This window comes from Streptomyces sp. NPDC091972, from assembly GCF_044756385.1.
Classification (GTDB): Bacteria; Actinomycetota; Actinomycetes; order Streptomycetales; family Streptomycetaceae; genus Streptomyces.
The window spans coordinates 32,294-50,536 of sequence record NZ_JBIVSV010000004.1 but is presented as its reverse complement, the minus strand read 5'-3'; the positions used below and the strand labels follow the sequence as shown (position 1 = coordinate 50,536).

19 protein-coding genes are annotated in these 18,243 nt (G+C 72.0%); 12 read left to right on the top strand and 7 right to left on the bottom strand.

From position 1 onward, the window contains the following. Positions 1–21: 21 nt before the first annotated feature. From ACIQJT_RS12755 to amaP, 5 genes are read left to right on the top strand one after another with little or no spacing between them, the layout of a single operon-like run. Complete coding sequence (locus ACIQJT_RS12755) at positions 22–480, top strand: Asp23/Gls24 family envelope stress response protein (RefSeq protein WP_365465369.1); 459 nt, start codon at positions 22–24, stop codon at positions 478–480. 36 nt (positions 481–516) lie between these two features. Beyond that, a complete protein-coding gene (locus ACIQJT_RS12750; protein WP_053849811.1) occupies positions 517–702 on the top strand; it encodes a hypothetical protein in 186 nt (61 codons plus the stop codon). Beyond that, positions 699–1,097, top strand: coding sequence for a hypothetical protein (locus ACIQJT_RS12745; RefSeq protein ID WP_365465365.1), 399 nt, complete (start codon positions 699–701; stop codon positions 1,095–1,097). Before ACIQJT_RS12750 ends, ACIQJT_RS12745 begins: the two co-directional genes overlap by 4 nt. Continuing rightward, complete coding sequence (locus tag ACIQJT_RS12740) at positions 1,094–1,777, top strand: DUF6286 domain-containing protein (protein WP_402642717.1); 684 nt, start codon at positions 1,094–1,096, stop codon at positions 1,775–1,777. Before ACIQJT_RS12745 ends, ACIQJT_RS12740 begins: the two co-directional genes overlap by 4 nt. A 5-nt stretch (positions 1,778–1,782) precedes the next feature. After that, positions 1,783–2,361 (top strand): alkaline shock response membrane anchor protein AmaP, encoded by a 579-nt coding sequence (gene amaP / locus ACIQJT_RS12735; protein WP_402642714.1) that lies wholly within the window; start codon positions 1,783–1,785, stop codon positions 2,359–2,361. A gap of 16 nt (positions 2,362–2,377) precedes the next feature. Here the strand turns inward: amaP and ACIQJT_RS12730 are convergent, their stop codons facing one another. The 3 genes from ACIQJT_RS12730 to ACIQJT_RS12720 form a co-directional block, all read right to left on the bottom strand. Continuing rightward, entirely contained in the window at positions 2,378–3,133 is a 756-nt protein-coding gene (locus tag ACIQJT_RS12730) for an SDR family oxidoreductase (protein ID WP_365465357.1), read from the bottom strand. A gap of 5 nt (positions 3,134–3,138) precedes the next feature. Then, positions 3,139–4,923, bottom strand: coding sequence for a glycoside hydrolase family 15 protein (locus ACIQJT_RS12725; RefSeq protein ID WP_402642710.1), 1,785 nt, complete (start codon positions 4,921–4,923; stop codon positions 3,139–3,141). A 224-nt stretch (positions 4,924–5,147) separates the two neighbouring features. Then, positions 5,148–5,945 carry an SURF1 family protein gene (locus ACIQJT_RS12720; protein ID WP_365465351.1) on the bottom strand — a complete coding sequence of 266 codons (798 nt, stop codon included), beginning with the start codon at positions 5,943–5,945 and terminating at the stop codon, positions 5,148–5,150. Positions 5,946–6,072: 127 nt separating this feature from the next. On the opposite strand from ACIQJT_RS12720, the gene ACIQJT_RS12715 reads away from it, so the two are divergent. Continuing rightward, the gene (locus ACIQJT_RS12715; RefSeq protein ID WP_356585642.1) at positions 6,073–6,321 is read left to right on the top strand and encodes a hypothetical protein; all 249 of its coding nucleotides are present in this window, start codon (positions 6,073–6,075) and stop codon (positions 6,319–6,321) included. A 276-nt stretch (positions 6,322–6,597) separates the two neighbouring features. Here the strand turns inward: ACIQJT_RS12715 and ACIQJT_RS12710 are convergent, their stop codons facing one another. Next, a complete protein-coding gene (locus tag ACIQJT_RS12710) occupies positions 6,598–7,581 on the bottom strand; it encodes a DEDDh family exonuclease (RefSeq protein ID WP_365465348.1) in 984 nt (327 codons plus the stop codon). 88 nt (positions 7,582–7,669) lie between these two features. Between ACIQJT_RS12710 and ACIQJT_RS12705 the strand changes: the two genes are divergently transcribed. The 4 genes from ACIQJT_RS12705 to ACIQJT_RS12690 all read left to right on the top strand — a co-directional run bounded on the left by ACIQJT_RS12705 (position 7,670) and on the right by ACIQJT_RS12690 (position 11,305). Continuing rightward, positions 7,670–8,398, top strand: coding sequence for a VIT family protein (locus ACIQJT_RS12705; RefSeq protein WP_402642706.1), 729 nt, complete (start codon positions 7,670–7,672; stop codon positions 8,396–8,398). 187 nt (positions 8,399–8,585) lie between these two features. Then, complete coding sequence (locus ACIQJT_RS12700; RefSeq protein ID WP_402642703.1) at positions 8,586–9,500, top strand: sterol desaturase family protein; 915 nt, start codon at positions 8,586–8,588, stop codon at positions 9,498–9,500. Next, positions 9,497–10,225, top strand: a complete 729-nt coding sequence (locus ACIQJT_RS12695) for a lysoplasmalogenase (RefSeq protein WP_402642701.1) — start codon at positions 9,497–9,499, stop codon at positions 10,223–10,225. Before ACIQJT_RS12700 ends, ACIQJT_RS12695 begins: the two co-directional genes overlap by 4 nt. A 36-nt stretch (positions 10,226–10,261) precedes the next feature. Further along, a complete protein-coding gene (locus tag ACIQJT_RS12690; protein ID WP_365465339.1) occupies positions 10,262–11,305 on the top strand; it encodes a zinc-dependent alcohol dehydrogenase family protein in 1,044 nt (347 codons plus the stop codon). Between the two features lie 81 nt (positions 11,306–11,386). On the opposite strand, the gene ACIQJT_RS12685 is transcribed toward ACIQJT_RS12690, so the two are convergent. The 3 genes from ACIQJT_RS12685 to ACIQJT_RS12675 all read right to left on the bottom strand — a co-directional run bounded on the left by ACIQJT_RS12685 (position 11,387) and on the right by ACIQJT_RS12675 (position 15,970). Then, positions 11,387–12,724 carry a CoA transferase gene (locus ACIQJT_RS12685; protein WP_402642697.1) on the bottom strand — a complete coding sequence of 446 codons (1,338 nt, stop codon included), beginning with the start codon at positions 12,722–12,724 and terminating at the stop codon, positions 11,387–11,389. Positions 12,725–12,785: 61 nt separating this feature from the next. Further along, entirely contained in the window at positions 12,786–14,348 is a 1,563-nt protein-coding gene (locus ACIQJT_RS12680; RefSeq protein ID WP_402642695.1) for a S8 family peptidase, read from the bottom strand. Between the two features lie 83 nt (positions 14,349–14,431). Then, entirely contained in the window at positions 14,432–15,970 is a 1,539-nt protein-coding gene (locus ACIQJT_RS12675; RefSeq protein ID WP_402642693.1) for a S8 family peptidase, read from the bottom strand. A gap of 252 nt (positions 15,971–16,222) precedes the next feature. Between ACIQJT_RS12675 and ACIQJT_RS12670 the strand changes: the two genes are divergently transcribed. Together ACIQJT_RS12670 and ACIQJT_RS12665 are read left to right on the top strand one after the other, a co-directional pair. Continuing rightward, complete coding sequence (locus ACIQJT_RS12670) at positions 16,223–16,579, top strand: DUF485 domain-containing protein (RefSeq protein WP_365465328.1); 357 nt, start codon at positions 16,223–16,225, stop codon at positions 16,577–16,579. After that, positions 16,576–18,195, top strand: a complete 1,620-nt coding sequence (locus ACIQJT_RS12665; RefSeq protein WP_053851422.1) for a cation acetate symporter — start codon at positions 16,576–16,578, stop codon at positions 18,193–18,195. The genes ACIQJT_RS12670 and ACIQJT_RS12665 overlap by 4 nt, the downstream gene beginning before the upstream one ends. The last annotated feature ends 48 nt before the right edge of the window (positions 18,196–18,243 follow it).

Here is an 18,243-nt window from a genome sequence, read left to right as displayed (position 1 = left end):
CGACCGAAAGGGGTGACGGCGATGACCGAGACGACGCAGAACACCGAAGTGGAGTCGCAGGCGCGCAAGACCGTCAAGCGCGGCGGCGGCGACCCGGCGACCCGTGGGCGGACCACCATCGCCGACGGTGTCGTGGAGAAGATCGCCGGGCTCGCGGCACGGGACGTCCTCGGCGTCCACGCCATGGGCAGCGGACTGAGCCGCACCTTCGGGGCCGTACGGGACCGGGTGCCCGGCGGTTCGAAGTCCGCGACCCGCGGGGTCAAGGCCGAGGTCGGCGAGGTGCAGACTGCGCTCGACCTGGAGATCGTCGTCGACTACGGCGTCTCCATCGCGGACGTGGCCAAGGACGTACGGGAGAACGTCGTGACCGCGGTGGAACGGATGACCGGTCTCGAGGTCGTCGAGGTCAACATCGCGGTGAGCGACGTGAAGCTGCCCGACGAGGAGGACGAGGAGCCGGAGCCCCGGATCCAGTAGTCGCACTCAGCCCCAGGGACCTTGAGGGAGCGCACGATGAGCATGGCCGTGGTCGGTTTGATCGCCGGCATGGCGTTGGGCTTCGCGGGATATTTCGGCGGGTTCGGCGCCTTCCTGCTGGTGGCGGCGCTGGGCGCCATCGGCTTCGTCGTCGGCCGGTTCCTGGAAGGGGACCTGGAGATCGGCGACTTCTTCCGCACCCGTGACGACCGGCGGAGATGACGTCCGTGAGCAGTACGGCCGGTGCGGCGGACGAACTCCGCAGACCCCTGACCGCGACCGCCGTTCCCCCCGGCGACCGCGGGGCCACGAGGATCGCCGACCGGGTGGTGGCGAAGGTCGCAGGACAGGCGGCCCGTGAGGCGCTCGGGGACCTCCCCGCCGAGGCCGAGCCCCCCTACGCCACCGTCGCCGTCCACCACGAGGTGGCCCGCATCCGCATGCACCTCGAACTCGGCTATCCCGGTGACATCGGCAGGCGTTGCCGCGAGGTGCGTCAGCAAGTGGTCGAGCGGGTAGTCGCGTTGGTGGGAATGGAGGTGTCGGAGGTCGCGGTCCAGGTGGAGCGGCTGTACCCGGCACAGGCGCAGGGCGCGGCACAGGGGAGGACGCGATGAGCGAGCCCCAGGGCTCCGAGGGCACCACACAACGACTGCCGGTCATCGAACGGGCGGAACCGGACCGGCGCGACGACTCCGCGGCGACCGCCGGGTACGGACCACCGGCCGTCCCGGAGGCCGGGACGGCCGGCGGCGCACACCGCTTCTGGTCGGCGCGCCGGGTGCCGGCCGGTCTCGTCGCCCTGCTGCTCCTGCTCCTCGCGGGGATCTTCCTGTACGACATCGCGGCCGTCCGGGCCCACCGGCCGGCCATGCACTGGCGCCGCACGCTCTCCGAGCAGCTCGCCACCCGCCCCCTGGACGACACCTGGGTCCTGGTCGGCGCCGGTGCGGCCGCCGCTCTGGGCCTGTGGCTGCTGGTCCTGGCCCTCACACCGGGGTTGCGCGGTCTCCTGCCGATGAGCCGCACCCACCCCGACGTCCGCGCGGGTCTCCACCGGGACGCGGCCGCCATGGTCCTGCGCGACCGGGCCATGGAGGTGGCCGGCGTCCAGTCCGCACGCGTACGGGTGAGGCGGCGGAAGGCCGACGTCCGCGCGGTCTCCCACTTCCGGGAACTGGACGACGTGCGCGCCGACCTCGACGCGAGCCTCGGCGAGGCGGTCAGGGGACTGGGCCTGGCCCGGCCCCCCGCCCTGTCGGTGCACGTGGCGCGGAGCACCGGGAAGAAGGGCTGAGGCCGATGCAGAGGACCGTCAACCGTGTACTGATCGGCCTGGTGGGCCTGGTCCTGCTCGTCGTCGGCGGCTCGGTGCTCGCCGTGGGCCTCGGCCTCGACCCGCCCTCCTGGTGGATCCACGACGGCAAGAAGGACGTCCTGCTGAGCGACGCGGAGCGCACCCGCTGGGACGGCGAGGGCTGGTGGTGGCCCGCGGTCATCGCCGCACTGGCGCTCGTGGTGCTCCTGACCCTGTGGTGGCTGACGGCGGTCCTGCGCAGGCGCCGGCTCACGGAGGTGCGCGTCAACACCGGCGACGGCGAGGGCGCGCTCCTGAGGGGCCGGGCCCTGGAGGGCGTCCTGATGAGCGACGCGGGGCAGTTGGACGGCGTACAGCGGGCCCAGGCGCGTCTCAAAGGCCGCCCGGACGCCCCGGAGACCCACGTACACCTCCACCTGGAACCGCACGTGGACCCCGGAACGACCCTGCACCACCTGACGGCGGAGTCCCTGGCGCACGCCCGCAATTCGGCGGGCCTCGACTCACTACCGGCCGAGGTCCGCATGACCGCCGTCAAACACAAGGCGGAGAGGGTGAGTTGAGAAACCCGGGGGCGCCTCAGAACCCGTGCCGCATGCCCCCGTCGACGGGCAGCATGACCCCGGTCAGATAGGAGGCGGCGGGCGACAGGAAGAACGCCGCCGCCCGCCCGAACTCCTCCGGCGTCCCGTACCGGCGCAGCGGAATCCGGGACTCGTTGGCGGCCCGGGTGGCCTCGGGATCGGCCGACATCGCGTCGAGTTCGCGCACGCGGTCCGTGTCGATGCGCGACGGAAGCAGACCGACGACCCGGATGCCGCGCGGTCCGAGTTCGTCCGCGAGTGACTTCGCGAACCCGGCGAGACCGGGCCGCAGGCCGTTCGAGATGGTCAGGCCGGGAATCGGCTCGTGCACCGACGCCGACAGCACGAAGCCGATCACGCCTCCGTCCTCCAGCTCCGCCGCGGCCGCCCGGGCCAGCCGGACCGCGCCCAGGAACACCGACTCGAACGCGGCCTGCCACTGCTCGTCCGTGTTGTCGGCGACGAAACCGGGCGGGGGCCCGCCGACACTGATGAGCACGCCGTCGAAGCCGCCGAAGTGCTCACGCGCGGCGGCGATCAGCCGCTCGGGCGCCGACGGATCGGCGTTGTCGACGGCAACGCCCACGGCGTTCGGCCCCAACTCCGCGGCCGCGGCGAGCGCACGCTCCTCGTCCCGGCCGGTCACCACGACCTTCGCCCCGTCCGCGACCAGCTCACGCGCGGCCGCGTTGCCGAGCCCACGGGTCGCTCCGGTGACGACGTACACACGGTCCTTCAGTCCAAGATCCATGGCCCCTATCCTGCCTCCTCGCCCCCGAACAGAGTGAGGGCGGTGTTCACCAGACCGATGTGGCTGAACGCCTGCGGGAAGTTGCCGAGCTGGGCGCCGGCCACCGGGTCGTACTCCTCGGACAGCAGCCCCACGTCGTTGGCGAGGCCCAGCAGGCGGTCGAAGAGGTCCCGCGCCTCCTGCCCGCGACCGGTCATGTGGAGCGCGTCGGCGAGCCAGAACGAGCACACCACGAACGTGCCCTCGCCGCCGGGCAGCCCGTCCACGGGGGTCTCCTCGGCGCTGTACCGCCGTACCAGCCCGTCGTGGTCCAGCTCCGCGCGGATCGCGTCGACGGTGCCGACGACACGGGGGTCGTCCGCCGGCAGGAAGCCGGTGCGCGGGATCAGCAGCAGGGACGCGTCGAGTTCGCGTGAGCCGTAGTACTGGGTGAAGGTGTTGCGGTCGGGGTCGTAGCCCTTCTCGCACACCTCGCGGTGCACCTCCTCGCGCAGCGCGCGCCAGCCCTCCAGGTCGCCGGTCAGATCCGGGAAGGCCTCCAGGGTGCGCACCGCGCGGTCGGCGGCCACCCACACCATGACCTTCGAGTGGACGAAGTCGCGGCGGCCGCCGCGCACCTCCCAGATCCCCTCGTCCGGCTGCCGCCACGAGGACCGCAGGAAGTCCAGCAGGACCCTTTGCAGGGACCACATGTGCGACCTCGCGGGCAGGCCCGCCTGCCGGGCCAGCGACAGCGAGTCCATGACCTCGCCGTACACGTCGAGCTGGAGCTGTTTCACGGCCTCGTTGCCGATGCGCACCGGCCGGGAGCCGCCGAAGCCGGACAGCCACGGCAGCTCGAACTCGGGCAACCGCCGCTCGCCCGCGACGCCGTACATGATCTGGAGGTCCGCCGGGTCGCCGGCGACCGCGCGCAGCAGCCAGTTCCGCCATGCCTCGGCCTCCTCCAGATAGCCGCACTGCACCAGGGCGGCCAGGGTGAGGGTGGAGTCGCGCAGCCAGCAGTAGCGGTAGTCCCAGTTGCGCACCCCGCCCATCTCCTCCGGCAGCGAGGTGGTGGCCGCGGCCACGATGCCTCCGGTCGGCCGGTAGGTGAGCGCCTTCAGGGTGATCAGCGAGCGGACCACGGCGTCCCGGTGCGGACCGTCGTAGCGGCAGCGCGCCGCCCACGCCTGCCAGTCGGCCACGCTGCTCTCCAGCGCCTCGAAGGGGTCGGTCAGCGGGGGGCGCGGCTCGTGCGAGGGGTGCCAGGTCAGGACGAACGCGACCTTCTCACCGGCCTCCACCGTGAACTCGGAGTGCGTGCCGAAGTGTTCGCCCCAGGTGCGCACCTCGGGCACGCTGCGCAGCCACGTCGAGTCGGGTCCCGCGACGGCCACCCGGTGCCCGTCGGACCTGCGCACCCACGGCACGACCGAGCCGTACTCGAAGCGCAGCCGGAGCGTGCTGCGCACGGTGACCCGGCCGCGCAGCCCCTCCACGATCCGTACGACGTCGGGGGCCACGTCACGCTGCGGCATCAGGTCGGTGACCCGCACGGCACCCTCGTCGGTCTCCCACTCGGTGTCCAGGACGAGGGTGCCGGGGCGGTAGGCGCGCCTCGTGCACCGGTCCGCGCCCTCGGGGGCGATCCGCCAGTGGCCGTTCTCCTCGTCCCCGAGCAGCCGGGCGAAGCAGGCCGCCGAGTCGAAGCGGGGCAGGCACAGCCAGTCCACGGAGCCGTCCATGCCGACCAGGGCGGCGGTCTGTTCGTCGCCGATGAGGGCGTAGTCCTCGATACGGGGGTGCACGCAGTGCGGTTTCCCTGGCGGTCGGGCGGGCAATCAGGGGTGGGGCCGGGGGAGTGACGCCGCCGGGCCGCGCCAGCGGGGGTGCTCGCCGACGCTGCGGGCGCCGGCGGTGACCTGCGAGGGTGGCTGCGGATGCCGTGAGCGGGCGCTGCCGGGCGCGCCGGCGGTGACCTGCGCCGATGGCCGCGGAGTCCGTGCGCGCCGGTGCTGCTGTCGCCCGCCGGTCACACCGCCGCGGGCTCCGCCTTCGTCGCGGCTTCCCGGTCCGCCTTCTCGCGGCGGTCGCGCAGTTCACGCCGGACCAGGACGACCCACCCGATCGGCACGCCCACGGAGAACAGCCACCACTGGATGGCGTAGGCGTAGTTCAGTGCGGCGTCCTCCTTGCCGGGGTCGGCGCCGATCAGTTCCGGGCTGCCGCCCTTCGGCTCGGGGGCCGTCTGGGCGATGTAGCCGCCGAGCACCGTGGCGCCCAGCCGCTCGGCCTCCTGCTCGCTGTTGATCAGCATGATCTGCCGGTCCGGGAGCCCCTTGAGGTTCTTGATGCCGCTCGCCGCGGTCGTCTCGTCGGGCATCAGCCGCCCGGTGACGGTGATCTCGCCCTTCGGGGGTGCGGGGATCCTGGGGAACGCGGTCTGGCTGGGACCGTTGGCGGGGATCCAGCCCCGGTTGACCAGCAGCACCTTGCCGTCGTCGAGGACGAAGGGGGTCAGGACGTGGTAGCCGACCTCGTCGTCGGAGTTGGTGCGGCGCCGGACGACGACCTCGTCGGAGGTGTCGAAGCGACCCTTCGCGGTGACGCTGCGGTACCGGTCGTGGGTGGTGACCGTGTGTCCGGGCGAGGTCATCCGCTCCACGGGCACCGGCTCGGCGGACAGCGCCTCGGAGACGAGCCGGTTGCGGGCGGTGCGCTCCTCGTAGCGGTGCATCTGCCAGATGCCCAGCCTGATCATCGTGGGGATGAGGAGGAGGGCGACCAGCGTGAGGATCACCCACTGCCGGGACAACAGGAAGCGGTACACCCCACGACCGTACAACTCGGACGGCCGGATGCTCGCACAGGGGTGTGCTCAGGCCCCGCGGACCGGGCCCACCCGATGGAGCGCTGCCGGCTTGCGGGTGCCGACCGGGCGCCTGACGATTCGGCTTATGACACGTTGCGAAGTGTGTGGGAACGACTACGAGCTCGCGTTCACCGTCGAGACCAAGGACGGGGCCCGCCACGTCTTCGACTCGTTCGCCTGCGCGATCCACCGCATGGCCCCCATCTGCGAGCACTGCCGGGTGCAGATCATCGGCCAGGGCGTCGAGGTGGACGGCCACTGGTTCTGCGGCGCGCACTGTGCCCGTGCGGAGGGCAAGGTCGGCATCGTGGACAAGATCGGCTCCGCTGTGTGACCCCCGCGCGCTGCCGGGTCCGCATCGGGCGCGCGGCCGCCCCGGCCCGCGCTCCGGCTGGTCCGTGTGCGGGCACGCCGCGTCTCGCACCCGGGGTGTGCCTCGGCCGCCGTCCGCCCGCCGGCGGGCGGCGCGACCCTGACGTCCGGTCTTCGCGAACGGCTGCCCACGACGAGCGGACCACTGCACCAGGCGCCATCTGGGGGCGGAGGTCAGGCCGGGCAGACCGGACGGCATCGCCCTTCCCGCGACCGACCCGGCACCGGGTGCGCGCGGTCACTGCTCCGACGCCGGCTCCACGTCCCGCAGGAGCTGCCCGAAGGCGGCCTCGTCGACGACCGGCGTGCCGAACTGCCGGGCCTTGACCACCTTGGACGTGCCCGAGTCCGGGTCGTTGGTGACGAGCAGACTGGTCAGCCGGGAGATGCTGGTGGCGACGTGCAGCCCGGCCTCGATCGCCCTGTCCTCCAAGAGGTCGCGCTCGGTCGAGGTGTCCCCGGAAAAGGCGATCCGCATGCCCTGTTTGAGGGGTTTGCCGTCCTCGTACCGCCCCGGGTTGGGGTAGGGGCACGCGGGCCGCTTGCGCGCGGGCCGCCAACTGGTCGCCCGGTAACCGCCGTAGCCCGCCGACTGCCGGGGCACCGCCCGGTCCGTCCACTCGGTCAGCGGCCGGCACTCGTGCAACGGCAGCCGCACGCTGCGCGCGGCGGCCGCCCGCAGGCTCGGCCGGAACGCCTCCGCGAGCACGCGCGCGTCGTCGAGAGCATGGTGCGCCCGCTGCTGTACGACGCCGAAGTGGGCCGCCAGCGACTCCAGTTTGTGGTTGGGCAGCGGCAGGCCGAGCTCCTTCGACAGGACGATGGTGCACAGCCGCTGCGTCACCGGCGCCACCCGGCCCGCGCGGGCGTACTCGCGGGCGATCATCTGCCAGTCGAAGACGGCGTTGTGCGCGACGAGCACGCGGCCGTCGAGCCGGGCCGAGAACTCGTCGGCGATGTCCTGGAAGAGCGGGGCGCCTTCGAGGGCCTCGCTCGTCAGCCCGTGGATCCACACCGGGCCCGGGTCGCGCTCCGGATTGACCAGCGTGTACCAGTGGTCCTCGACCTCGCCGCGGGCGTCAAGTCGGTAGACGGCCGCGGAGATTATCCGGTCGTCGCGGGCCAGGCCGGTGGTCTCCACGTCGACGACCGCGTATCCCTGCGGATACGCGGCCGGCCACGCTGTGGGGGAGGACGCTGCGGTCGTCTGGTCTTCGAGCATGGTTCACGAGGATACGGGCCACGACTGACAGTCCCTCACGGCGGAGTCGGTACGCGGCTCGCGGGGAGCGGGGTGCGATCCTCCGGGGATGACCGAAGAGGGTGTGGGTGGACCGGCGCACGGCGAGGCGCACGGCGGCGGGCTCGGCGCCCGGCTCAACTGGCTGCGCGCGGCCGTCCTGGGCGCCAACGACGGCATCGTCTCCACGGCGGGTCTCGTCGTCGGCGTGGCCGGCGCGACGAGCGACCGCGCGGCATTGCTGACGGCGGGTCTGGCGGGCCTGCTGGCCGGCTCGATGTCCATGGCGGCCGGGGAGTATGTGTCCGTGTCGACCCAGCGCGACTCCGAGATGGCCGCGTTGGCCCTGGAGAAGCGGGAGCTGCGCGAACAGCCGGAGGCGGAGCTGGAGGAGTTGACGGAGCTTCTGGAGGGCCGGGGCCTGTCCCGCGACGTGGCCCGCGAGGCGGCGGAACAACTCACGGAACGGGACGCACTGCGGGCGCACGCACGCGTGGAGCTCGGCATCGACCCGGACGAACTGACCAACCCCTGGCACGCGGCCTGGGCGAGCTTCCTGGCGTTCACGGCGGGGGCGTTGCTGCCGCTGCTCGCCATCGTGCTGCCCCCGGCGGGGTGGCGGGTGCCGGTGACCGTCGTGTCGGTGGTGGCGGCGCTGGTGCTGACCGGGTGGAGCAGCGCGCGACTGGGGGCGGCGGCCGCGGGACGGGCGGTGGTGCGGAACGTCGGAGGCGGCGTACTGGCGATGGGGGTCACCTACGCGGTGGGGGTGCTTCTGGGGGCTGCGGGGGTCGGTTGACGCGCCGGCGCGACAGCCGGCTGCCCACTGTCGGCTCAGCCGTCCTTCCCCGGCCCCGTCGTCTCCCGTCCGCATCGCCGCTCACTGCCCCTTGGCGGAGATCGCCAAGAAGCAAGCGCGTACCACCGGTCATACTTGTCGGTAACAACGTCTAGCCGTGCCCGACCGGCGGTTCTACGGTGCACGCATGCCCAACCTCCCCGACGTCGTGGTCTGGTCCATACCCGCCTTCGTGCTGCTCACCGTCATCGAGATGATCAGCGTCCGTATCCATCCCGACGAGGACGCGGCCGGGTACGAGACGAAGGACGCCGCCACCAGCCTGGGCATGGGACTCGGCAGTCTCTTCTTCGACTTCCTGTGGAAGATCCCGATCGTCGCCATTTACACGGCCCTCTACGAGTTGACCCCGCTCCGCGTCCCCGTCCTGTGGTGGACGGTCCCCCTGATGCTGCTCGGGCAGGACTTCTTCTACTACTGGTCCCACCGCGGCCACCACGTCATCCGCATCCTGTGGGCCTGTCACGTCGTCCACCACTCCAGCCGGAAGTTCAACCTCACCACCGCGCTGCGCCAGCCCTGGACGAGCCTGACCGTCTGGCCGTTCTACGTCCCCCTCGTCGCCGTCGGCGTCCACCCGGCCGCGCTCGCCTTCTGCTCCTCCGCGAACCTCGTCTACCAGTTCTGGATCCACACCGAACGCATCGACAAGATGCCCCGCTGGTTCGAGTTCGTCTTCAACACCCCGTCCCACCACCGCGTCCACCACGCCTCCCAGGGCGGCTACCTGGACCGCAACTTCGGCGGGATCCTCATCGTCTGGGACCGGCTTTTCGGCTCGTTCGTCGCCGAGACCGAACGGCCCGTCTACGGGTTGACCAAGAACATCAACACGTTCAACCCGATCAGGGTGGCCACGCACGAGTACGTGGCGATCGCCAAGGACGTCAAGAACGCCCGGAGTTGGCGTGAGCGGGCCGGGCGGGTGTTCGGCGGGCCGGGCTGGCAGCCGACACCGGAACCGGCCACCACGCCGACACGGGAACCGGGCCCGACGACCACAGCGGAACCGGCTCCGGCCGAAGGAAGCGCGGCCGCGTGAGAGGCCGCCCCGGGCGGTGGGCGTCCACGGCTCCTGCCGGGAGGTCCCCCCGCACGCGTGCCGCCGCCCTCCTGCTCGCCTGCCTCGTCGCCGTCACCCTCACCGACCTCGTCTCCCTTGCCGTCGGCCTCGACGCCGGCCACACCGTCGCCAAGCCCCTGCTCATGCCGCTCCTCGCCGCCTGGGCAGGGGTCAGCGGCGCACCACGCCTCCTCGTCGCCGCGCTCCTGTGCGGCTGGGGCGGCGACGTCCTGCTGCTGTCCGACAGCGACCCGGCCTTCCTCGCCGGCATGGCCTCGTTCGCCGCCGGCCACGTCTGCTACCTCGTGCTGTTCGTGCGGCACGGCACGCCACGCACGCGTGTCCTTCTCCCGGCCCCCGCCTACGCCCTCTCCCTCGTCACCCTGGTCGCGCTCCTGTGGCCGGACCTGCCGGCGGCCCTCCGCGTCCCCGTCGCCGGCTACAGCACCCTGCTCGTGGCGATGGCGTACACCGCCGCCCGGCTCGGCCCCGCCACCGGACTCGGCGGTGCGCTCTTCGTCCTCTCGGACACCCTCATCGCCACCGGCGTCGCCGACTGGCCCCAGCTCCCACGACCCGACTTCTGGATCATGCTCACGTACATCGCCGCTCAGTTCCTGCTGGCCGGCGGCGTACGACGAGCGCTCGAAGCGCGCCCGGGGCCCCTGGCGACGTACGGTGAGATGCGCTCGACCACCCCCTGAGCGCCGTCACGACCCCGCACGAGAAGGACCCTCGCCATGCGCGCCACCACCATCCACGCCCCCTACGACATGCGCGTGGAGGACGTGCCCGAGCCCGTGGTGCAACTGCCCACCGACGCCGTGCTGCGGGTGCTGCGCGCCTGCATCTGCGGCAGCGACCTGTGGGCCTACCGCGGCGAGGCGGCCCGGCAGCCGGGGCAGCGGATCGGCCACGAGTTCCTCGGCGTCGTCGAGGAGACCGGGTCCGAGGTCCGCACCCTCAAGCGGGGCGACCTCGTCGTAGCCCCCTTCATGTGGTCCGACGGCGTCTGCGACTACTGCCGCGAGGGCCTGACCACCTCCTGCGAGCACGGCGGATTCTGGGGTTCCGTCGGCTACGACGGCGGCCAGGGCGAGGCCGTCCGCGTCCCCTACGCCGACGGCACCCTCGTACGGCTGCCCAAGGAGGCGGCCTCCGACGACCGCCTGCTGTCGTCCCTGCTGACCCTCTCCGACGTGCTGGGCACGGGCCACCACGCGGCCCTCGGCGCCGGAGCCCGCCCGGGCGCCACGGTCGCCGTCGTCGGCGACGGAGCCGTCGGACTGTGCGCGGTGCTCGCCGCCAGGCGGCTGGGCGCCGAACGGATCATCGCCCTGGGCCGTCACCAGGTCCGCACCGACATCGCCCGCCGCTTCGGCGCCACCGACGTGGTCGCCGAGCGCGGGGACGCGGCCGTCGAAGCCGTCCGCGAACTCACCCGCGGCCAGGGCGCGCACGCCGTCGTGGAGGCCGTCGGCACCGAGCAGTCCATGCGCACGGCGGTCAACATCACCCGGGACGGCGGCGCCATCGGCTTCGTCGGCGTCCCGCACGGCAGCGGCACCGGTCTCGACCTCGGTGTCATGTTCGACCGGAACATCGCCCTGCGCGGCGGTGTCGCGCCGGTCCGGGCCTACATCCCCGAACTGCTCCCCGACGTCCTGGACGGCACCGTCGACGCCTCACCGGTCTTCGACATGACCGTCCGCCTGGAGGGCGTCCCCGACGGCTACAAGGCGATGGACGAGCGCACCGCGCTCAAGGTGCTCGTCACCAACTAGCCGACACCAACCAGCCGTCGGCAAGGTGGTACGGCATTCCACCCATACGCGTCCTGGGTGCCGCCGTCGGTCCGGGCGCGCTCAGTGCCAGCGCGCGGCGTCCGTCCCCCATGGCCCCGGCGGCCGGTGCCAGTCCACGGGGCCGCCCTCGAAGGACACCGGGGACAGGGCGTACCGCAGCCGTCCGAGCGCGCTGTCCCTCTCCGCCAGCCAGGGCCCGGGACCGTCGTAGGGGCCGCCCTCGCCGTCCTCCGGGACCGCGCCCGTGCCGTCCGTGCCGTCCACGCCGTCCGTCAGCCACTGGGCCGTCCGTGCGAGCGCCAGCCGCACGAACCGGCTCCCGCCGTCGGACGCCTGCTCGTCCAGGGCCCGCAGCACGGCCGCCGCGAGCAGGTAGCCCGTCCCGTGGTCGAGGGCCTGCGCGGGCAGCGTGCCCGGCCGCTCCGCCGATCCCTCCAGCACCGCGATCCCGGTGGCCGCCTGCACGAGGCTGTCGAAGCCCCGCCGCTCACGCCACGGCCCGTAGGCGCCCCACGCCGACAACTGGGCGACGACCACGCCGGGCCGCCGTTCCGCCAGGGCCTCGGCGGACAGTCCGAACCGGTCCAGCGCGCCCGGCCGGTACCCGGTGACGACCACGTCCGCCGCGCCGAGCAGCTCCTCGAAGGTCTGCCGGTCGCCGGCCAGGTCGAGCGTCGCCGACCGCTTCCCGAGGCCGGTGTCGGCGTGCTGGTCCGGCAGTTCGGGAAGCCCGGGCGCGTCCAGGCGCAGGACGTCCGCGCCGAGCAGGGCGAGCGTGCGGGTGGCGACCGGGCCCGCGAGCACCCGGGTCAGGTCCAGGACGCGCAGACCGGCGGCCGGCAGCAGGGGAGAGGTGCCGACAGGGGCGAACGCACGCGCGCGTGCCGAGTCCAGCCGTCCCCGTTCGACCAGGGGTCGTTTCGCCACCTCGGCCGCCTGCGGATGCGCGGCCCACTGCGCGGGGGAGCGCAGGGCGACGGCGAGACCCCCGGCCGCGTACACGGCTTCCTCGACGTCCAGGGCGGACCGCTCGGCCAGCGCCGCCTCGACGGCGGCCACGTCCTCCGGCACCCCCAGCGCGTCGAGCAGCCGGGCCCGGTGGTGCGGGTAGTTGGCGTGTGTCCGCACCCACCCGTCCGCCGTCCGCCAGAACCGGGACAGCGGTGCGAAGCCGACCGGCGCGCGGCCGTCGACCAGCAGGTGACGCTCGCTCCGGAACGCGGTGGCGACCGCTCCGTCGTCCACGAGCACCGACGGCACCTCGGCGAGCCCGGCCCGGCGCGCCCCCAGTTCGGCGGCGGCCAGTGCGCACTCACCCACACAGGCTCGCGCCAGGTCCGGCACGGGAAGGCGCCACCGAGGGACGCCCTCCCGCACCACGAACTTGATTGCAGTCATGACTGCACTATGCAGTATTGACTGAATCAATATGTGGACGACCCTTGATCGTCCCGTGCCGCTACTTCGTGACCGCGTCCAGCGCGTCCACCGTGCCCCAGCCGTAGAAGCCGTTGCGGTTCTTGGAGCCCTCGCACACCGCGTCGACCTTGCCGTCGCTGTTGATGTCGTAGGGGTCCGTGCACGGCGTGGCGTCGGCCTCGGCGTACAGCAGCGCCTTCACCAGGGCCGGCGGGGCGTACGGGTGCGTCGACTTGATCAGGGCGGCCACGGCCGCGGCGTGCGGCGAGGCCATCGACGTACCGGCCATGTAGCCCCACTTGCCGCCGGGCAGCGTGCCCAGGATCAGGCCGCTGGTCGCGGGCGGCGCGGGCGTCTGGTAGGCCGTCGAGTCACCGCCGGGCGCGGCGACGTCGATGACACCCAGGCCGTAGTTGGAGAAGGACGACTTGATGCCCTTGGCGCCGGTCGCCGCGACCGTCACGACACCCGGGAGCTGGGTCGGTATGTCGAAGCACTCCGACGGGTCGATCACCCGCTCCGAGGGCGTGCCGTCGTTCGGCGAGACCGGGTCGGTGATCTCGTCGGCCGCGAGGTCGTAGTTCTCGTTGCCGGCCGCGGCGACGTTGACCACGCCCCGCTTCTCCGCGTACCGCGAGGCCCGGGTGACCGCCTCGACGAGGGCCTTCTGGTCCGGGTCGTCGGTGCAGTTGAAGTACCACGGGTCGGTGTAATAGCTGTTGTTGGTGACGTCGACGCCGTGCGTGGCCGCCCACATGAAGCCGCAGACCACGGCCTCCGTGTAGAAGTAGCCGGCGGTGGTCGACACCTTGATGCCCGCGACCTTCACCCCGGGCGCCACACCCGTCATGCCGACGCCGTTCTTGGCGGCCGCGATCTCACCGGCCACGTGCGTGCCGTGCGGGCTCTCCTCGGCGCTCGGCCGCCACGCCCCGTCGGCGGTGTCCGGCTTGCCCGTCACGCAGTTGACCGAGGCGGCCCGGTCGAAGTTCGGCGCGAGGTCGGGGTGGGTGTCGTCCACACCGGTGTCGATCACGGCGACGGTCACCTTGCTGCTGCCGAGCGACTTCTCGTGCGCCTTGTCCGCCTTGATGGCCGGCAGGTCCCACTGCAAGGACTCCAGGGGGTCCTGGCCGGCGTCGGCGGCGGCCTGCGCGGCGGACATCTGCGCCGAGCTGAGCGCCTTCGGCGTCCCCTCGTCGGTCGTCGACTGCGCCGGCAGCGGTGCGTTGCGCGTGTTGCCCGCCGACTCGACCCCGCGGACCTTGCGGACGGTCTTCGCGAAGTCGGGGTTCGACGAGTGGACGACGATCACGCCGATCTGGTCGTACGACGTCACGATCGTGCCGCCGGCCTTCGCGATGGCCTTCTTCACCTGAGTCGAAGGACCGTGCCCGGGGCGGACGTTGACGACGTAGCTGAGCGCCGTCCCGTCCGTGGCGGTGGAGGCGAGGACGTCGCTGACGGCACCGGTGGCCTCGGCGCCGGTGCCGGACAGGCCGGTGGCGGACGCCGTGGCGGGCAGGAACGCCATGGCCGTGGCGATGGCCATGCCGAGCGGGATCGCGATCGTGCGCCGGTAGCGAGGGTGGAGCCCAGTCATGATGAGAATCTCTCCAGTTCGTTCTCGGTACAAGCGGTCCGTGCGGGTGGTGCCGGGTCGGGCGAAGTGTCGGGGCGGGCGGGTCACTTGACCGCGCGCAGCGCGTTGACGATGCCGAAGCCGTAGAACCCGTTGACCCGGGTGCCGCCCTCGCACACCGCGTCCTGCGTCCCGTCCCCGTCCTGGTCGTAGGAGGCCGGGCAGCTCGTGGCGTCCGCCTGCGCCTTCAGCAGCGCCTGCAACTGGGCAGGGCTCGCCTTGGGGTGCGTCGACTTCAGCAGCGCGGCGACGCCCGCGGCGTGCGGCGAGGCCATCGAGGTGCCCTGGAGGAAGCCGTACTCGCCGTTCGGCATGGTCGACAGGATGCGGCCGTTCTGCGAGGGCGTGTCCGGGATCTGGTACAGCCGGTCGCCGCCCGGGGCCGCGACGTCGATGACGCCCTTGCCGTAGGAGGAGTAGTACGACTTGAGGTTCTTGACGCCCGTCGCGCTGACCGTGACGACACCCGGGAGCTGCGTCGGCACGTCGAAGCACTCGTGCGGGTCGACGGTCCGCGGCACGGCCGTCGAGTCGTCGGGGCTCGAGTCGTCGACGATCGCGTGGGAGTCCAGGTCGTCGTTGGAGTTGCCCGCCGACGCCAGGCTGAGCGTGCCCTTCTTCTGGGCGTACAGCTGCGCCCTGTTGACCGCGTCAACAATGGCCCGCTGATCTGGATCGTCCATGCAGTTGTACAGCCATGGATCAACGTAGTAGCTGTTGTTCGTGATCTCGACGCCGTGGTCCGCCGCGAACACGAACGCGCACACGACGCTCTCGGGGTAGAAGAGCCCGTTGTTCCGGTCGGTCACGTTGATGGCCGACACCTTCACGCCGGGCGCGACCCCGGCCACGCCGATGCCGTTGCGGGCCGCGGCGATCTCACCGGCCACGTGCGTGCCGTGGTAGTCGTCCGCGGTGTACGGCCGCCAGGCGCCCGGGGTGGTGTCCGGGACACCGCCGTCGCAGTTCGCCGACTGCGAGGCGGAGAAGTTCGGCGCGAGGTCGGGGTGGGTGTCGTCGACGCCGGTGTCGATCACGGCGACGGTCACCCTGCGGCTGCCCGGGTTGATCTCGGCGGCCTTGTCGGCGCCTATCGCCCGCAGGTCCCACTGGTCGGCCTCGAGGGGCTCGCTGTCCGGCGTGGCGGCCGAGGCCCGGGCGACCTTCGCGGCCTGCGCGTCCGACAGGACGTGGGCCGCGCCCTCCTCCGTCGTGCCCGCGGGGGCCAGCGGCGCGGTGCGGGTGGCGCCGGCCGACTGCACCCCGCGCACCTTGCGGATCTTCTGGGCGAAGTCCGGCGCGGAGGAGTGGACGACGATCACGCCGATCTTCTCGTACGCGATCACGACGGTGCCGCCGGCCGTCGGTATCGCCTTCTTCACCGCCGCGATCGTGCGGTGGTCCAGCTTGGTGTTGACGACGTAGGACAGGTTCGTCGCGTCCGCTGCCTGCGCCGCGGGCTCCGCGGCGGGGGCGGCCGAGGCCGCCGCGGGCAGCAGGCCGAGCGAGGCCGTGAGGGACAGCACGACCGGAACGGCGAGCGCGAGGCTGCGTCTCGAACGTCTGGAACGCGGCTGGGACATGGGGTCTCCACATCATCCGGAAACGAAACCGGCCCGAGACACAGGTGTCGCTCGGGCAGGTACATGACGGGTGGTGCAGGCCGAAGCTATCTCCCGAAGTCGCTGGCCAGCAATGACTTCCCCAAGGTGAGTTCGGAAAGAAGCAAAGCGAGTTGAACCGCTGCCAGCGCGGCGCCGTGACCTTGAACAGGGAACGCGAGGACACTCGCCCCCGATCCCCGTCACAACCGCACCCGCACGCGAGGAGAGTCCGTGGCCACCGACGCACCGCCACCCTCGAAAGAGACGCACAAACTCCCCACCACCGAGGAGTTCACCGAGGTGCAGGAGAGCGCGGAGTTCGGTGAACTGCGCCGCTCCTACCGCTCCTTCGCCTTTCCGCTGACCGTCGGCTTCATCGCCTGGTACCTGCTGTACGTCCTGCTGTCCAACTACGCGGGCGACTTCATGGGCACCAAGCTCTTCGGCAACATCAACGTGGCCCTCGCCCTGGGCCTCGCGCAGTTCCTGACCACGTTCCTCATCGCCTGGTGGTACTCGCGCGTGGCCGCCGCCAAGTTCGACCCCAAGGCCGAGGCGATCAAGTCCCGGATGGAGGGCGGCGCATGAGCCCCGCGATCACCCTGGCGGCCGGCGAGGCCAGCGAGCACCGGCCGCTGATCATCAGCCTCTTCGCGGTCTTCGTCGTCGCGACCCTGGTCATCACGGTCTGGGCCGGACGCCAGACCAAGGACGCCTCCGACTTCTACGCGGGCGGCCGCCAGTTCACCGGTTTCCAGAACGGCCTCGCCGTCTCCGGCGACTACATGTCCGCCGCGTCCTTCCTCGGCATCGCGGGCGCCATCGCCCTCTTCGGCTACGACGGCTTCCTGTACTCCATCGGCTTCCTGGTCGCCTGGCTCGTCGCCCTGCTCCTGGTCGCCGAACCGCTGCGCAACTCCGGCCGCTACACGATGGGCGACGTCCTCGCGTACCGGATGCGCCAGCGCCCGGTCCGTACCGCGGCCGGCACCTCCACCATCGTCGTCTCGATCTTCTACCTGCTGGCCCAGATGGCGGGCGCGGGTGTCCTGGTCTCGCTGCTGCTCGGCATCACCAGCGACGGCGGCAAGATCGGCATCGTCGCCCTGGTCGGCGTCCTGATGATCGTGTACGTCACCATCGGCGGCATGAAGGGCACCACCTGGGTCCAGATGGTCAAGGCGGTCCTCCTGATCGCGGGCGCCCTGCTGCTGACCTTCCTGGTGCTGCTGAAGTTCGACTTCAACGTCTCCGACCTGCTGGGCTCCGCCGCCGACAACAGCGGCAAGGGCGCGGCCTTCCTGGAGCCGGGCCTGAAGTACGGCGCCACGGGCACCACCAAGCTGGACTTCATCTCGCTCGGCATCGCCCTGGTCCTCGGCACCGCCGGGCTGCCGCACATCCTGATCCGCTTCTACACGGTGCCCACCGCCAAGGCCGCCCGTAAGTCGGTCATCTGGGCCATCGGCCTCATCGGCGCCTTCTACCTGATGACCCTCGCCCTCGGCTTCGGCGCGGCGGCCCTCATCAAGCCCGACGAGATCATCGCCTCCAACAAGGCGGGCAACACGGCGGCGCCCCTGCTGGCACTGCATCTGGGCGGCGTCGACTCCAACTGGGGCGCGATCCTGCTGGCCACCATCTCGGCGGTCGCCTTCGCCACCATCCTCGCGGTCGTCGCCGGCCTCACCCTGGCCTCGTCGTCGTCCTTCGCGCACGACATCTACGCCAACGTCATCAAGCGCGGTCAGGCCACCGAGAAGCAGGAGATGAGCGCGGCCCGCTGGGCCACCGTCGGCATCGGCGCCGTCTCCATCCTGCTGGGCGCCCTCGCCCGCGACCTCAACGTCGCCGGCCTGGTCGCCCTCGCCTTCGCGGTCGCCGCCTCGGCGAACCTGCCCACGATCATCTACAGCCTCTTCTGGAAGCGGTTCACCACCTCCGGAGCCCTGTGGTCGATCTACGGCGGCCTCGTCACGGCGGTCGGCCTGGTGCTGTTCTCGCCGGTCGTCTCCGGCAAGCCCACCTCGATGTTCCCGGACGTCGACTTCCACTGGTTCCCGCTGGAGAACCCGGGCCTCATCTCGATCCCGGTCGGCTTCCTGCTCGGCATCATCGGCACCTACCTCTCCAAGGAGGAGCCGGACAAGGGCAAGTACGCGGAGCTGGAGGTCCGGTCCCTGACCGGCACCGGCGCCCACTGACGCACCCTCTGGAGCGGCCGCGTCGTAGATCCCTACGAAGCGGCCGCT

Bases quoted from the DNA above. Each gene is read 5' to 3' on its own strand.
- ACIQJT_RS12755 (WP_365465369.1), top strand. From the start codon at position 22: ATGACCGAGACGACGCAGAACACCGAAGTGGAGTCGCAGGCGCGCAAG.
- ACIQJT_RS12750 (WP_053849811.1), top strand. From the start codon at position 517: ATGAGCATGGCCGTGGTCGGTTTGATCGCCGGCATGGCGTTGGGCTTC.
- ACIQJT_RS12745 (WP_365465365.1), top strand. From the start codon at position 699: ATGACGTCCGTGAGCAGTACGGCCGGTGCGGCGGACGAACTCCGCAGA.
- ACIQJT_RS12740 (WP_402642717.1), top strand. From the start codon at position 1,094: ATGAGCGAGCCCCAGGGCTCCGAGGGCACCACACAACGACTGCCGGTC.
- amaP (WP_402642714.1), top strand. From the start codon at position 1,783: ATGCAGAGGACCGTCAACCGTGTACTGATCGGCCTGGTGGGCCTGGTC.
- ACIQJT_RS12730 (WP_365465357.1), bottom strand. From the start codon at position 3,133: ATGGATCTTGGACTGAAGGACCGTGTGTACGTCGTCACCGGAGCGACC.
- ACIQJT_RS12715 (WP_356585642.1), top strand. From the start codon at position 6,073: ATGACACGTTGCGAAGTGTGTGGGAACGACTACGAGCTCGCGTTCACC.
- ACIQJT_RS12710 (WP_365465348.1), bottom strand. From the start codon at position 7,581: ATGCTCGAAGACCAGACGACCGCAGCGTCCTCCCCCACAGCGTGGCCG.
- ACIQJT_RS12705 (WP_402642706.1), top strand. From the start codon at position 7,670: ATGACCGAAGAGGGTGTGGGTGGACCGGCGCACGGCGAGGCGCACGGC.
- ACIQJT_RS12700 (WP_402642703.1), top strand. From the start codon at position 8,586: ATGCCCAACCTCCCCGACGTCGTGGTCTGGTCCATACCCGCCTTCGTG.
- ACIQJT_RS12690 (WP_365465339.1), top strand. From the start codon at position 10,262: ATGCGCGCCACCACCATCCACGCCCCCTACGACATGCGCGTGGAGGAC.
- ACIQJT_RS12685 (WP_402642697.1), bottom strand. From the start codon at position 12,724: ATGACTGCAATCAAGTTCGTGGTGCGGGAGGGCGTCCCTCGGTGGCGC.
- ACIQJT_RS12680 (WP_402642695.1), bottom strand. From the start codon at position 14,348: ATGACTGGGCTCCACCCTCGCTACCGGCGCACGATCGCGATCCCGCTC.
- ACIQJT_RS12675 (WP_402642693.1), bottom strand. From the start codon at position 15,970: ATGTCCCAGCCGCGTTCCAGACGTTCGAGACGCAGCCTCGCGCTCGCC.
- ACIQJT_RS12665 (WP_053851422.1), top strand. From the start codon at position 16,576: ATGAGCCCCGCGATCACCCTGGCGGCCGGCGAGGCCAGCGAGCACCGG.